The organism is Microbacterium sp. GW821-FHT01D02 (genome assembly GCF_059422585.1).
In genome coordinates this window covers 880,096-893,679 of sequence record NZ_JBWKXB010000002.1, presented here as the reverse complement: position 1 = coordinate 893,679, position 13,584 = coordinate 880,096, and the positions used below count along the sequence as shown (strand labels likewise).

Below are 13,584 nucleotides of genomic sequence, written 5' to 3'. Positions count from 1 at the left end.
TCCCCCGTCCGCAGCAGCGGAGTGGATGACTCAGTGACCTCAGCAACCGCCATCGCACCGGGAGCCGCCGACCTGCGGCGCCCGGTGCTGGTGCGCACCCTCTGGCTCGTCGTCGGCGTGGTGGTGCTGCTCGTCCTCAGCGTGCTCTCCGTCTCGTTCGGCGTGCGCGCGGTCTCGTTCGACGACATCGTCGCGGCCCTCGGCGGTCACACCGACACGATCGCCCAGGCCGCCATCGTCAAGCGCATCCCCCGCACGGTGCTCGCGCTCCTGGTCGGCGCCGCGCTCGCGCTCTCCGGGGCGACGATGCAGGCGGTGACGCGCAATCCGATCGCCGACCCCGGCATCCTCGGCGTCTCGAACGGCGCCTCGCTCGCCGTCGTCTGCGGCATCGCGTTCTTCGGCCTCACCGACCCGTACGGGCAGATGGCGTTCGCGATCGCCGGCGCCGGGCTCGCCGCGGTCTTCGTGTACACGGTCGGCTCGCTCGGACGCGGAGGCGCGACGCCCCTCAAGCTCGCGCTCGCCGGCGCGGCCACCTCGGCCGCCTTCGCCTCGCTCATCAGCGCGGTGATGCTGCCCCGCGTCGACCTCATGCAGACGTTCCAGTCCTGGCAGATCGGCGGCGTGGGCGGCGCGGAGTGGCCGCGCATCGCGCTCACGGCTCCGTTCCTCGCGCTCGGCGCGCTGATCTGCTTCCTCTGCGCCCGCGGCATGAACTCCCTGGCCCTCGGCGACGACATGGCGAAGGGGCTCGGCGAGCACGTGCTCCGCACCCGCATGGTGTCCGCGCTGGGCGCGGTGATCCTCGCCGGCGCCGCGACGGCCATCGCCGGACCCATCGGCTTCGTCGGCCTGATCATCCCGCACGTGTGCCGGATGCTCGTCGGCACCGATCACCGCTGGCTGCTGCCGTTCTCGGCCCTCGCCGGGGCCGCGCTGCTGACCGCGAGCGACATCGTCGGCCGCGTGATCGCCCCGTCGTCTGAGGAGATCCAGGTCGGCATCATCACCGCGATCATCGGCGCCCCGTTCTTCATCTGGATCGTCCGTCGGCAGAAGGTGCGTGAGCTGTGAGCACGACCGAGCACACCCTCGATCGGGTCGACGAGCCGGCCTCCGCGCGGCTCGCCCGGATCGTGTCCGGCCGCCGATCCCGCCATCGTCGTCACGCGATCGCCACGATCGTCCTCGGCGTCCTCGTGCTCGCGCTCTTCGCCGTGGCGCTCATGGTGGGCAACACCTTCTACACGCCCGACGAGGTGATCCGCGTGATCCTGGGCCAGACCGTGCCCGGCGCCTCCTTCACGGTGGGCGACCTGCGGCTACCGCGGGCGATCCTGGCGGTCCTCACCGGCATCGGCTTCGGGATGGCGGGTGTCTGCTTCCAGACGATGCTGCGCAACCCGCTCGCCTCGCCCGACATCATCGGCATCTCGAACGGCGCCGGGGCGGCGGCGGTCTTCGGCATCGTGGTGCTGTCCGTCAACGGCCCGGTCGTGTCGGTGCTCGCGCTCGGCGGCGCGATCCTCACCGCCTTCACGATCTACCTGCTCTCGATCAAGGGCGGCTTCGCCGGCACGCGACTGATCCTGATCGGCATCGGCGTCGCGGCGATGCTGCAGAGCGTCGTCTCCTACCTGCTCTCGCGCGCTCCGAACTGGGACATCCAGACCGCCATGCAGTGGCTGACCGGAAGCCTCAACAACGCGTCCTGGGAGCGCGTGCTGCCGATGGCGATCGCCGCGGCGATCATCGTGCCGCTGATGTTGTCGCAGGGTCGTGCGCTCGGGACGCTCCAGCTGGGAGACGACTCCGCGGCCGGCCTCGGCGTGCGCGTGAACACCACGCGCCTGCTGCTCATCCTCGGCGCGGTCGCGCTGCTCGCGTTCGCGACCGCGGCGACCGGACCGATCGCGTTCGTCGCATTCATGGCCGGGCCCATCGCCGCGCGCATCACCGGCCCCGGTGCCAACCTGCTCCTGCCGTCGGCATTCGTCGGCGCCGTGCTCGTGCTCGGTGGCGATCTGATCGGCCAGTTCGCGTTCGGCACCCGCTACCCCGTCGGTGTCATCACCGGCGTGGTCGGCGCGCCCTATCTGATCTACCTCCTCATCCGCACCAACCGTTCCGGGGGTTCGCTATGACCGTCTCGCACAGCCTGTCCGCTGACGGGGTGACGCTCGCGTACGGAGACCGCACCATCATCGACGGTCTCGACCTGCAGATCGCCCCGGGCCGGATCACGACCATCGTCGGCGCGAACGGATGCGGGAAGTCGACGCTGCTGCGCTCACTGGCCCGCCTGCTCTCGCCGACCGAGGGACAGATCGTCCTCGACGGCAAGTCCGTGCACGCGCGTCCCACCAAGGAGGTCGCGCGCATCCTCGGCCTGCTGCCGCAGTCGCCGGTCGCGCCCGAGGGCATCGCGGTCGCCGACCTGGTCGGGCGCGGCCGCCATCCGCATCAGAAGATGCTCGCGCGCTGGAGCACGCACGACTACGAGGTGGTGGCCGACGCCCTCGACGCGACCGGCATCTCCGACCTCGCCGACCGCAGTGTCGACGAGCTCTCGGGCGGTCAGCGGCAGCGCGTGTGGATCGCGATGGCCCTGGCGCAGGAGACCGACATCCTGCTGCTGGACGAGCCCACCACGTTCCTCGACGTCGCGCACCAGGTCGAGGTGCTCGACCTGCTCACCGACCTGAGCGTCTCGCGCGGCACCACGATCGTCATGGTGCTGCACGACCTGAACCTGGCCGCGCGCTACGCCGACGAGCTGGTCGCCATGAAGAACGGCAGGGTGCACGCGACGGGCGCACCGCAGGATGTCGTCACCGCCGAACTCGTCCACGAGGTCTTCGGCCTCGCCAATCAGATCACCAGCGACCCGGTCTCCGGGAAGCCGATGGTCACACCCATCGGGAGGCACCATGTCCGCTGAGACGACCACGACCGAGCGTCCGACCTACATCCTCACCCGCGCCGAGGTCCGCGCCGTCGTGCGCATCTCGCCGTCGTTCGTGCGGGTGACCTTCGGCGGCGACGAGCTGTTCGAGTTCGGAACTCCCGGCGAGGTGTTCGACAGCCGCATCAAGCTCGTCTTCCCCCCGGCCTCCGGCGTGCTGCCGGAGCTCGACCGCGCCTCCGACAACTGGTGGCAGGCGTTCCTGGCGGTGCCGGAGGAGGAGCGCGGCTCCATGCGCACCTACTCCGTGCGCGAGCTGCGCGTCGACCCGGAGACCGGGACCGAGGTCGACGTCGACTTCGTGCTGCACCTGGAGCCCGGACTGACCGGTCCCGCATCTCTGTGGGCCAGCCAGGCGGCGGTCGGCCAGGAGCTCTACCTGGTCGGGCCGCGGCGAGGTGTCGAGGCCGATGCGCACGGCGGGGCCGAGTACGTGCCGGGAACCGCGTCGTCGGTGGTGCTCGCGGGCGACGAGACGGCCGCTCCGGCGATCGCCCGGATCCTGGAGGACGCTCCTCGCGACCTGCGCGGTGTCGCGTTCATCGAGGTGCCGTCGCCGGCCGACATCCTGCGCATCGACGTGCCCTCGGGTGTCGAGGTGCACTGGCTGCCCCGCGACGCCGGCGAGCCGCACGGGCTGCGACTGATCCCGGCCGTGCTCGCCCACCTCGGGGATGCCGACGCCGCGGACGAGATCCGCGTGAAGGACATCGACGGCGAGGACCTCGTGTGGGAGACGCCGGAGTACTCGGGGCTCGGTGAGGACATCGCGGCGGCCGAGGCCCCGGCCGAACGCTACTTCTGGATCGCGGGGGAGAGCGGCGTGGTCACCACGCTGCGCCGGCATCTCGTCAAGGACCTGGGCATCGACCGCGGGCAGGTCGCCTTCATGGGCTACTGGCGCCGCGGTGTCGCCATGCGCGGCTGAGGGGGAGCGGAGGGTCGGTCTGCGGGCGGATCCTGCCAGCCCCGCGGGTCCGAGTCGAGCCCGCGCAGCGCGTCGAGCAGCTCATCGTCGACCGTCACCTCGAGGAGCTCCCTGGTGGCCCGCAGGTCGTCCACCGTGCGCATGCCGATGATCGTGCGGTCGATGCGAGGATCCTCGGTGGAGAACGCGAGGGCCGCGGCGATGAGCGGGACGCCGGCTGCGGTGCAGAGCGCGGCCGCCTGCTCCGCGGTCCGGCGCACGCTCGGTGCTGCGGGGCCGTAGGCGTAGCGCTCGGTGGGCGGCGGCCAGGCGGTGAGGAACCCGCCTCCGTAAGGGGAGGCGTTCGTGACGTGCACGCCGAGCGCGTGCGCGTGGTCGAGCAGACGATCGGCGCTGCGGTCGGCCAGCGTGTAGCGGTTGTGGGTGATGAGCGCCTCGAAGAGACCGGTGTCGAGATAGCGCCGCATGAGGTCGGAGGGCCCGCCCGCGACGCCGAGGGTTCCGATGATCCCCGCTTCGCGAGCCGCGACCAGCGCGGCGACCGGACCGTCGGCGGCGAAGGCCTGCTCCCAGCTGATGTTCTCGGGGTCGTGCAGGTAGACCACCGGGAGACGGTCGAACCCGAGGCGGGTCCGGCTCTCGTCGAGGGAACGCCGCACGCGGGCGCCGGAGAAGTCCCCGGTCGTCATGTCGCGGTCCGCCTTGGTCTGGATCGTGAAGCCGTCGGGGACGATGCCGTACTCCCGGATCGCCATGCCGATCCGCTCTTCGCTGGCTCCGAAGCCGTAGTTGTTCGCGGTGTCGAGCACGCGCACGGTCGGGTCCTCGAAGAGCTCGTGCACGAGGTCGATCGACTCGGCGAGGGGAACGTCGTCTCCGACGCTCGCCGGGTTCCACTGCACCCAGCTGCCGGAGCCGGCCGCGATCTTCGACGTCGTCACCGCGATCGTCTCCCTTCGTGTGCGTCACGTGATTCCGGATGCTGGTACATTCTCGGAATGCGGTTTCCGGCGGACTGATCGTAGCCCGCCGCCGCCGCATCCGACAAGGAGAATCGATGATCCTTCCCCCGAGCCAGGCGGAGAGCGCGCGCCCGCCCGCGCAGTTCGTGATGCGACGCGGTCTCGTGACCCAGCTGTTCGCTCCCGAGCAGTTCGCGGCTCTCGGCGCTCTGCTGGACTTCGGTGATCGCCCGGTGACGCAGACCCTGGACGATCCGCGCCTCGACAAGGTCCACACGCTCATCACCGGATGGGGCTGCCCGCGGATCGGGCCGGAGGAGCTGGACCGCATGCCGGCCCTCCGTGCGATCCACCACGCGGCGGGAACGGTCAAGGAGCATCTCGACCCCGAGGTCTGGCATCGCGGGATCCGGGTGACGACCGCGGCCGCGGCGAACGCCGTGCCCGTCGCGGAGTACACGCTCGCCATGATCCTTCTCGAGGGCAAGGGCGTCGCGGCGGCCGCGGCGGCCCACCGCCGGGATCCCGCACGTGACCTCTCGCCCCTGTTCGAGGGGATCGGCAATCATCGGCGCCGCATCGGCATCCTGGGCGCATCGAAGATCGGGCGGCGGGTGATCGCGCTGCTGCGCGGCTTCGACCTCGATGTCGCGGTGAGCGATCCGTATCTGCGTGAGGATGATCCGATCCGCGAGGGCGCCCGGGTGGTCGACCTCGACGAGCTCTTCGCGAGCAGTGACATCGTGAGCGTCCACGCGCCGCTGCTCCCCGAGACCGTCGGTCTCGTGAGTCGCCGACTGCTCGGGCTGATGACCGACGGAGCGACCCTGATCAACACCGCGCGGGGTCCGATCGTGGACCATGCGGCCCTCGTCGACGAGGTGCGGGCCGGGCGGCTGCGGGCCGTGCTCGACGTCACGGATCCGGAGCCGCTCCCCGCGGGGCATGTGCTCCTCGAGTCGCCGTCGGTGATCGTCACCCCGCACATCGCGGGCGCGCTGGGCAACGAGCTCCGCCGTCTGGGGGAGTCCGTCGTCGGCGAGGTGCAGAGGGTCTCCCGCGGTGAGGACGCGGCGCACGCCGTGTCGCTCGGCGAGCTCGCGGCGATGGCGTGAGCAGCGGCTTGACAGCCATGCGACGTATCCTTATTCTCTAGGGAAAGCGCATTCCGACATCGCTTTCCCTCCGTCTACCCGAAGACATTCCCCCCATCAAAGGAGATGCACCATGAGAAGGACCCTGTTGGCCGCCGGGGCGATCGTCGCCTCTGCCGCGCTGCTCGCCGGTTGCGGCGCCGGAACCGGAACCGAGAACGAGAGCAGCGGGCCCGTCACGCTGCAGATGTGGTCGTGGGACCCGTCGATGCCCGAGATCGCGAAGGTCTGGAACGAGTCGCACCCCGACATCCAGGTCGAGGTCACCGACCCCGCCGGCGGCAACGAACTCGTCAGCCGCATCCTCACCGCGCACAAGTCCGGTGACGCCGCCGACATCGTGAAGGTCGAGTACCAGGCGCTGCCGGCACTCGTCGCGAACGGGGTCGCCGCCGACATCACCGAGTACACGAAGGACGCGGCCGACAGCTTCACGCCCGCGGCCTTCGACCAGGTGTCGTTCGACGGCAAGGTCTTCGGCCTGCCCCAGGACTTCGCGCCGCTGGTGTTCTTCTACCGGCACGACATCTTCGAGCAGTACGGCCTCACGCCGCCCACCACGTGGGACGAGTACGCCGACGTCGCCCGCAAGCTGCACGAGGCCGACCCGAGCAAGTACCTCGGCACGTTCAGCTCGGCGGACCCGGGCTGGTTCACCGGTCTCACCCAGCAGGCGGGGGCGAACTGGTGGTCCGCCGAGGGCGACACCTGGAAGGTCGCGATCGACGACGCCGACTCGGTGAAGGTCGCCGACTACTGGCAGGGTCTGATCGACGAGGGCGTCATCAAGGGCGAGCCGTTCTGGTCGCCGCAGTGGAACAAGGAGATGGACGACGGCACGTACGCCGGATGGATCTCCGGTGCCTGGGCCCCCGCCCAGTTCGGCGGCATCGCCCCCAACACCAAGGGCAAGTGGACGATGACCGCGCTTCCGGACTGGAACGCGGGCGACGCCACCACGGGCATCTGGGGCGGGTCGGCGACGGCCGTCACCACCGACTCGAAGCACCCGAAGGAGGCGGCCGCGTTCATCGACTGGTTCAACACCAGCGACGAGGCGCTCGCTCTCCAGGTCGAGAAGATCAACATCTTCCCGGCGGCCATCAACGGGCAGAAGCTCGACGCCCTGCAGACGCCTCCCGCGTACATGCCGAACCAGCCCGACTACTACTCGACGGTCGCGAAGATCTCCGAGGGGGCGCGCACGTTCGACCTCTGGGGTCCGAACGCGACGGTCACGTTCGGCGCGTACAACGACGGCTTCGCCGCGGCCATCGAATCCGGCTCGTCCTTCTCCGACGTGTTGAAGAACATGCAGGAGACCACGGTCGCCGACATGGAGAAGCTCGGCTTCACCGTCGAGAAATAGCATTTCCCGGTGGGTGGGGCGCAGTCGCCCCGCCCACCGTCCCGAGAGAAGGACAGACGTGACCACCACCACCGCCCCGCGGCGATCGAGCCGGCGGACCGAGGAAGAACCGCGCGGCCGACGTCGACAGAGGACGAACGCCGGCTTCGCACTCGCGCTGCTGACGCCTGCTCTGATCCTGCTCGCCCTCTTCACCCTCGCCCCGGCGATCTACGCGCTCATCCTCAGCCTGATGCAGCGCCGGATCTCCGGTGGACTGCTGGGCGGGGACTCGACGCTCGAGTTCGTCGGGATCGAGAACTACGTCGCCGCCTTCCTCGACTCCGAGCTGTGGGCGGGCCTCGGACGCATGCTGATCGTCGCGGGCATCGGCGTGCCGGGCACCATCATCCTCGCCGCGCTCTTCGCGCTCTGCCTGGATGCGGACCGCACCCGCCTCATCGGCGTCTGGCGGATCCTCATCTTCCTGCCCTACGCGGTCCCCGGTGTGATCGCCTCCCTGCTCTGGGGCTTCCTCTACCTTCCGGCCACCAGTCCGATCGGCGGCGAGGTCATCGACTTCTTCGGGGGGACGGAGATCTTCTTCTCCGTCGCGAACATCGCCGTCTGGGGAGTGGTCGGCTTCAACATGGTGATCATGTACACGGCCTTGCGCGGGCTGCCGCAGGAGATGTACGAGGCCGCGAAGCTCGACGGTGCCGGCGAGCTCCAGATCGCGCTGCGCATCAAGCTGCCGCTGATCCGGCCGGCGATCGTGATGTGCTCGCTCTTCTCCGTGCTCGGCGCCCTGCAGCTGTTCAACGAGCCGACGACCCTGCGCCCGCTCGCGAACGCGATCTCGTCGACCTGGGTGCCCCTGATGAAGGTCTACACCGACGCCTTCGTCAACGACGACATCCACCGCGCCGCGGCCACCTCGCTGCTGCTCGTGGTGCTCACGGTCGGGGCATCCGTCCTCGTGAACCGTGTCGGAATCCTGATCGGAAAGAAGCGATGACCGCCGTCGTGTCCAGCCCTCGGCGTCGGAGCCGCACCAACCTCTTCTCCACGATCGTCCTGTTCGTCGGCGCGCTGTACTGCGTGCTGCCGGTGCTGTGGATCGTGATCGCGGCGACCAAGAGCAGCACGGAGCTGTTCTCCACGCCCACCGCGCTCCCGTCGTTCACCGGCGGCCTGTTCGAGAACATCGCCGAGCTGCTCGCCTACCGCGACGGCATCTTCGGGCGCTGGATGCTCAACTCCGCGCTCTACGCGGGCGGCGGCGGCATCGCCTCGACGCTCATCGCCGCAGCCGCGGGGTACGCCCTCGCCAAGTACCGGTTCCGGGGGAGCACGTCGATCTTCCGGATCATCGTCGCGGCCGTGCTGCTGCCCCAGATCATGCTCGCGATCCCGCAGTACCTGCTGCTGGCGCAGTTCGGCATGACCAACAACTACTTCTCGGTGATCCTGCCGCTGCTGGTGAGTCCGTACGCGATCTACCTGTGCAAGATCTACGCCGAGGCGTCGGTGCCGAACGAGATCATGGAGGCCGCGCGCATCGACGGGGCCACGGAATGGCGCATCTTCCTGTCGACGGGTCTGCGGCTGATGTCACCCGCCCTGGTGACCGTGTTCCTGCTGCAGTTCATCGCGATCTGGAACAACTTCCTGCTGCCGTTCATCATGCTGACGGACGACTCGAAGTTCCCGCTCACTCTCGGGCTCTACGCGATGCTCCGCGCCGGCGCCTCCCAGGCCGCGCTCTACTCGCTCGTGATCACGGGTGCGGCGATCGCGATCATCCCGGTCGTCGCCCTGTTCCTGTCGCTGCAGCGGTTCTGGCGTCTCGACCTCATGTCGGGCGGTGTCAAGGCATGACCCGCCGGCGCCGCACGTCGCCCTCGGACTCAGCGGGGCGGTGTGCTCGCGCGCACCACCGGGTGGGTGGGGATGACGCGTCGGCGCAGGTCCTCGGGCGCGGCCGTGGCGCGGTGGATCGCCTCGGCGGCCACCTCGTCGAGCGGCACGTGCACGCTCGTGAGGGGCGGCACGACATCGCGCAGCGTCGTGATGTCGTCGAACCCGGCGACGCCGATCCGCCCCGGGGTCTCGATGCCGCGCTCGCGGAGGCCGTTCAGTGCGCCCAGGGCGAGGACGTCGGTCACGGCGAACACGAGATCCGCCGACGCGAGGACGTCGTCGTCGAGCGTCGCCAGGAGTTCCCGCGCGCCGTCCCAGTGGAACCCGGGCCGCAGCACGCGCGACGGCGGGATCGCGATGCCGGCCTCCGCGAAGCCGGCCGTGAAGCCGTCGATCCGCTCCTGCATGGAACGCAGCGGCAGGTCGCTCCCCAGGAGCAGCGGCGAGCGGTAGCCACGCGCCACCATCTCGACCGCGAGGCGACGAGCGCCCTCGAAGTTGTCGAAGTACACGGTCTCGAACGGCATGTCGGTGCGGCTGATCAGCACCACGCGCCCGCCGGTCTCCTGGTAGCGCAGCAGCTCGGCCTCGACGGCCGGATCGGAACGCGAGTCGGTGTAGCCGGTGCCGGCGAGGATGATCGCGCGCGGCTGCTCGCCGCGGAGCTCGCGGACCAGCTCGAGCTCGCGCTCGGTGCGGCGCGAGCTGACGGCGAGGGAGACGCGCAGGTCGATCTCCTCCGCCGCGTTCATGATCGCCGCGGTCATCGCCGAGAAGTAGGCGTCCGCGATGCCGCCCGTGATGAGGGCGATCCGGTGCGATGCGCCCCGCGCCACGGCCTGCGCCGCGATGTTCGGCGCGTAGCCGAGCTGACGCGCCGCGCCGAGCACGCGTTCGCGGTATCCGTCGTCGACGCGCCGAGCCGAGCCGTTCACGACGCGCGACGCGGTCGACTGGGAGACGCCGGCCAGGCGTGCGACGTCCGAGAGGGTGGGCGGTCGTCCGCCACGCGCATCGAGAGTCATCGTGAAGAAGACTATCGCGAACCATGCAGGAATGCGCTTTCTGCTTCTATCAGGCTTACCATTGGTAACAATCAAGACATGTGGGACAGCGCATTCCCACCCAGAGGATCTGAGGTGCTTCCATGACGTCAACGGAATCCGGATACCCGGAGATCGAGCTTCTGGTGGACGGACGGCGCATCGGCGCCGCCGACCGTGAGACGGCCGCCGTGGAGAACCCGGCGACCAGGAAGGTGATCGGGCGGGTGCCGCTCGCGACGGCGGAGGACATCGCCGATGCGCTCGCCGGCGCCGGTCGTGCCGCCGAAGCGTGGCGGGACACCTCGCCGCACCACCGCGCCGCGATCCTCATGCGTGCGGCACAGCTGCTGCGCGACCGACGCGAGCCGATCGCCCGTGCCATGACGCTCGAGAACGGCAAGCCCTACGGCGACTCGCTCGGCGAGGTCGACTACACCGCCGACATCATCGACTCCCTGGCCACCGAGGCGCCCCGCGCCTACGGGGTCGTCCTCCCCACCGCCGGAGACGAGGGGCGCACCCTGGTCGTCACCGAGCCGGTGGGTCCGGTCGCCGCCTTCACGCCGTGGAACTATCCCCTCACGGTGCCGGGGCGCAAGGTCGCCGCCGCCCTCGCCGCCGGCTGCACGGTCGTCATCAAGCCCGCGGAGGAGACCCCCGCCAGCGCCGTCGCCCTCGCGGACGCCCTCGTCGACGCCGGTCTGCCCGACGGCGTGCTGAGCATGCTGTTCGGCGACCCGGCGCAGATCTCCGAGACGCTGATCGCCTCGCCCGTCATCCGCAAGGTCTCGTTCACGGGGTCGATCGGCGTGGGCAAGCACCTCGCCCGCCTGGCCGGAGACGCGGCGAAGCCCGTGATGCTCGAGCTCGGCGGACACGCACCGGTCCTGGTCTTCGACGACGTCGACGTGGAGGAGGTCGCGCGGCAGGCCCTCGGCGCCAAGCTCCACAACACGGGGCAGTCGTGCGGGTCTCCCGTGCGCTTCTACGTGCACGAGTCGGTCCACGCGCAGTTCGTCGCCCGCTTCGGCGAGCTCCTCGCGGCCGCACGCACCGGTGACGGCTTCGACGAGGCGACGGAGATGGGACCGCTCGCGAACTCGCGCCGCTACGACGCGATGGCCCCGTTCATCGAGGACGCGGTCGAGCGCGGGGCGACGGTCGTCGCCGGCGGTTCGGGAGACGACAGCGTCGGCTACTACTGGCCGGCCACGCTCCTCGCCGACGTCCCGGACGACGCCCTCGTGATGCACGATGAGCCCTTCGGACCGATCGCGGCCACGAGCGTGTTCACCGACGAGGACGAGGTGATCGCCCGGGCGAATGCCCTCCCGTACGGCCTCGCCGCCTACGTGTTCACGAAGGATGCCGACCGGGCGCTGCGTCTGCCGCGTCGCCTGGACGTCGGGATGGTGAGCGTCAACAAGTTCGGCGTCGGCGCCCGGGACACGTTCTTCGGCGGACGCAAGGAGAGCGGCTTCGGCTCGGAGGGCGGCCCCGAAGCCGTGCACGAGTACCTGGTCAAGAAGCTGATCTCGCAGGGCTAGATCATGGTCGATGCGCTCATCCTCACGGGGACCGGACGGTACGCCGATCCGTGGCACCCGTATCCGGAGACCAGTCCGCTGCTGGCCGAGCTCGTACGCGCCGCCGGCTTCTCCCCGCGGATCGAGACCGATGTCGACGGAGCCCTGCGTCGACTCGACGACGGCGTGCGGCTGCTCGTCGTCAACGCGGGCGACCCCGAGGGTCCGGATGCCGACGATCCGACCGATGCGCAGGCGCCGGGAATCGAGCGCGAGCAACCCGTCGCGTCCCTCGCGGAGGGGGATGCCGCCCTCGCGGCCGGGCTCGAACGCGGCATCGGCATCCTCGCGGTGCACTCGGCGGCGGCGAGCCTGCGGGACTACCCGAGCTACGAGCGCGCCCTCGGCGGACGATGGGTGCGCGGTCGGTCGTGGCATCCGGACTTCGGCGCGGCGCAGGTGCGGCTGGATCCGGAGCACCCGCTCGCCACCGGGCTGCATGACTTCGCCGTCGACGACGAGCGCTACACCGACCTCCGGCTGGATGCCGAGATCGACCGGCTGGCGTGGCACGAGCACGACGGCGTGCGGCACCCGCTCGTATGGACGCGCGAGCTCGGCCCGTCGAGGGTGGTCTACGACGCGCTCGGGCACGACTCGCGCTCGTATGCGTCGGCGGGTCATCGCGAGCTGCTCGCCCGCACCCTGCGGTGGCTGCGCGAGGTCTGACCCGACGCCGAAACGGAGACGATCCGCCCGCTCGTCGGCGTGTCATCGAGTGACATGCCGACGGCGAGGCGGATCGTCTCCGTTTCAGCCGGAGCGTCGAGCGGGACTACTTCGCCAGGAAGTCCTTCAGCGCCGCGTTGACCTCGTCGGCGTGGGTCCAGAGCAGGCCGTGCGGCGCGCCGTCGACCTCGACGTAGTCGGCCGCGGGCACGGCCTGGTGGAACCGGCGGGCGGTCGCGTCGATCGGGAGGATGTTGTCCTTCGTGCCGTGCAGGATCAGGGTGGGCTTCGCTGCGGCGGCCACGGCCTCGACGTCGGCGCGGAAGTCCTCGATCCAGGACGACACGACGGCGTAGGCGGCGACGGGGGCGCTGCCGATGGCGACGTTCCAGCTGCCGGTCACGGCCTCCTCGCTGATGCGCGATCCGAGGTTCTCGTCGAGGTTGTAGAAGTTCTTGTAGAAGTCGGTGAACCAGGCGAAGCGGTCGCCCTTCGCCGCGGCCTCGATTCCGTCGAAGACCTCCTGCGGCACGCCCTCGGGGTTGTCGTCGCGCTGCACCAGGAAGGGCTCGAGCGACGCGAGGAAGGCCAGCTTGGCGACGCGCTCGTGTCCGTAGCGGCTGACGTAGCGGGCGAGCTCCCCGGTGCCCATCGAGAAGCCGACGAGCACCACGTCACGCAGGTCGAGGGTCTCGAGCACCGTGTTCAGGTCGGCGGCGAAGGTGTCGTAGTCGTACCCGGCGTTCACCTTCGAGGACTGCCCGAAGCCGCGACGGTCGTAGGTGATGACGCGGTAGCCCTGGTCGAGCAGCTCGCGCGTCTGGCGCTCCCAGCTGTGGCCGTCGAGCGGGTAGCCGTGGATCAGGACGACGGGCTGGCCGGCTCCCTGGTCTTCGTAGTAGAGCTCGATCGGGGTGCTGTTCTCGTTGCCGACGGTGATGTAGCCCATGATCCTGATCCTTTCGGTCCCGGTGAGAACGATCGTTCTCGCTCGATATGA

13 protein-coding genes are annotated in these 13,584 nt (G+C 70.0%); 10 read left to right on the top strand and 3 right to left on the bottom strand.

Going from position 1 to position 13,584, the window contains the following annotated elements; all coding sequences use genetic code 11:
- Positions 1 to 33 precede the first annotated feature (33 nt).
- From AC07VM_RS13035 to AC07VM_RS13020, 4 genes are read left to right on the top strand one after another with little or no spacing between them, the layout of a single operon-like run.
- Positions 34 to 1,077, top strand: coding sequence for a FecCD family ABC transporter permease (locus AC07VM_RS13035; protein ID WP_494911596.1), 1,044 nt, complete (start codon positions 34 to 36; stop codon positions 1,075 to 1,077).
- Positions 1,074 to 2,147 (top strand): FecCD family ABC transporter permease, encoded by a 1,074-nt coding sequence (locus AC07VM_RS13030; protein ID WP_494911594.1) that lies wholly within the window; start codon positions 1,074 to 1,076, stop codon positions 2,145 to 2,147. The genes AC07VM_RS13035 and AC07VM_RS13030 overlap by 4 nt, the downstream gene beginning before the upstream one ends.
- A complete protein-coding gene (locus AC07VM_RS13025; RefSeq protein WP_494911592.1) occupies positions 2,144 to 2,944 on the top strand; it encodes an ABC transporter ATP-binding protein in 801 nt (266 codons plus the stop codon). Before AC07VM_RS13030 ends, AC07VM_RS13025 begins: the two co-directional genes overlap by 4 nt.
- Positions 2,934 to 3,896, top strand: a complete 963-nt coding sequence (locus AC07VM_RS13020; RefSeq protein ID WP_494911591.1) for a siderophore-interacting protein — start codon at positions 2,934 to 2,936, stop codon at positions 3,894 to 3,896. Before AC07VM_RS13025 ends, AC07VM_RS13020 begins: the two co-directional genes overlap by 11 nt.
- Here AC07VM_RS13020 and AC07VM_RS13015 read toward each other — a convergent pair.
- A complete protein-coding gene (locus tag AC07VM_RS13015; protein ID WP_494911589.1) occupies positions 3,863 to 4,837 on the bottom strand; it encodes an aldo/keto reductase in 975 nt (324 codons plus the stop codon). The genes AC07VM_RS13020 and AC07VM_RS13015 overlap by 34 nt on opposite strands.
- A 116-nt stretch (positions 4,838 to 4,953) precedes the next feature.
- On the opposite strand from AC07VM_RS13015, the gene AC07VM_RS13010 reads away from it, so the two are divergent.
- From AC07VM_RS13010 to AC07VM_RS12995, 4 genes are all read left to right on the top strand, one after another.
- Complete coding sequence (locus AC07VM_RS13010) at positions 4,954 to 5,973, top strand: hydroxyacid dehydrogenase (RefSeq protein WP_494911588.1); 1,020 nt, start codon at positions 4,954 to 4,956, stop codon at positions 5,971 to 5,973.
- A 112-nt stretch (positions 5,974 to 6,085) separates the two neighbouring features.
- Positions 6,086 to 7,381, top strand: coding sequence for an ABC transporter substrate-binding protein (locus tag AC07VM_RS13005; protein WP_494911587.1), 1,296 nt, complete (start codon positions 6,086 to 6,088; stop codon positions 7,379 to 7,381).
- Between the two features lie 58 nt (positions 7,382 to 7,439).
- Positions 7,440 to 8,378: a carbohydrate ABC transporter permease gene (locus AC07VM_RS13000; protein ID WP_267416971.1), complete on the top strand. Its 939-nt coding sequence runs from the start codon at positions 7,440 to 7,442 to the stop codon at positions 8,376 to 8,378.
- Positions 8,375 to 9,241 (top strand): carbohydrate ABC transporter permease, encoded by an 867-nt coding sequence (locus tag AC07VM_RS12995; RefSeq protein ID WP_267416972.1) that lies wholly within the window; start codon positions 8,375 to 8,377, stop codon positions 9,239 to 9,241. The genes AC07VM_RS13000 and AC07VM_RS12995 overlap by 4 nt, the downstream gene beginning before the upstream one ends.
- 29 nt (positions 9,242 to 9,270) lie before the next feature.
- Here the strand turns inward: AC07VM_RS12995 and AC07VM_RS12990 are convergent, their stop codons facing one another.
- Positions 9,271 to 10,308 carry a LacI family DNA-binding transcriptional regulator gene (locus AC07VM_RS12990; protein ID WP_267416973.1) on the bottom strand — a complete coding sequence of 346 codons (1,038 nt, stop codon included), beginning with the start codon at positions 10,306 to 10,308 and terminating at the stop codon, positions 9,271 to 9,273.
- A gap of 122 nt (positions 10,309 to 10,430) precedes the next feature.
- On the opposite strand from AC07VM_RS12990, the gene AC07VM_RS12985 reads away from it, so the two are divergent.
- Together AC07VM_RS12985 and AC07VM_RS12980 are read left to right on the top strand one after the other, a co-directional pair.
- A complete protein-coding gene (locus AC07VM_RS12985) occupies positions 10,431 to 11,876 on the top strand; it encodes an NAD-dependent succinate-semialdehyde dehydrogenase (protein WP_494911585.1) in 1,446 nt (481 codons plus the stop codon).
- 3 nt (positions 11,877 to 11,879) lie between these two features.
- The gene (locus AC07VM_RS12980; protein ID WP_494911584.1) at positions 11,880 to 12,584 is read left to right on the top strand and encodes a ThuA domain-containing protein; all 705 of its coding nucleotides are present in this window, start codon (positions 11,880 to 11,882) and stop codon (positions 12,582 to 12,584) included.
- Positions 12,585 to 12,690: 106 nt separating this feature from the next.
- Here the strand turns inward: AC07VM_RS12980 and AC07VM_RS12975 are convergent, their stop codons facing one another.
- Positions 12,691 to 13,533 carry an alpha/beta fold hydrolase gene (locus AC07VM_RS12975; protein ID WP_494911582.1) on the bottom strand — a complete coding sequence of 281 codons (843 nt, stop codon included), beginning with the start codon at positions 13,531 to 13,533 and terminating at the stop codon, positions 12,691 to 12,693.
- Positions 13,534 to 13,584: the final 51 nt, after the last annotated feature.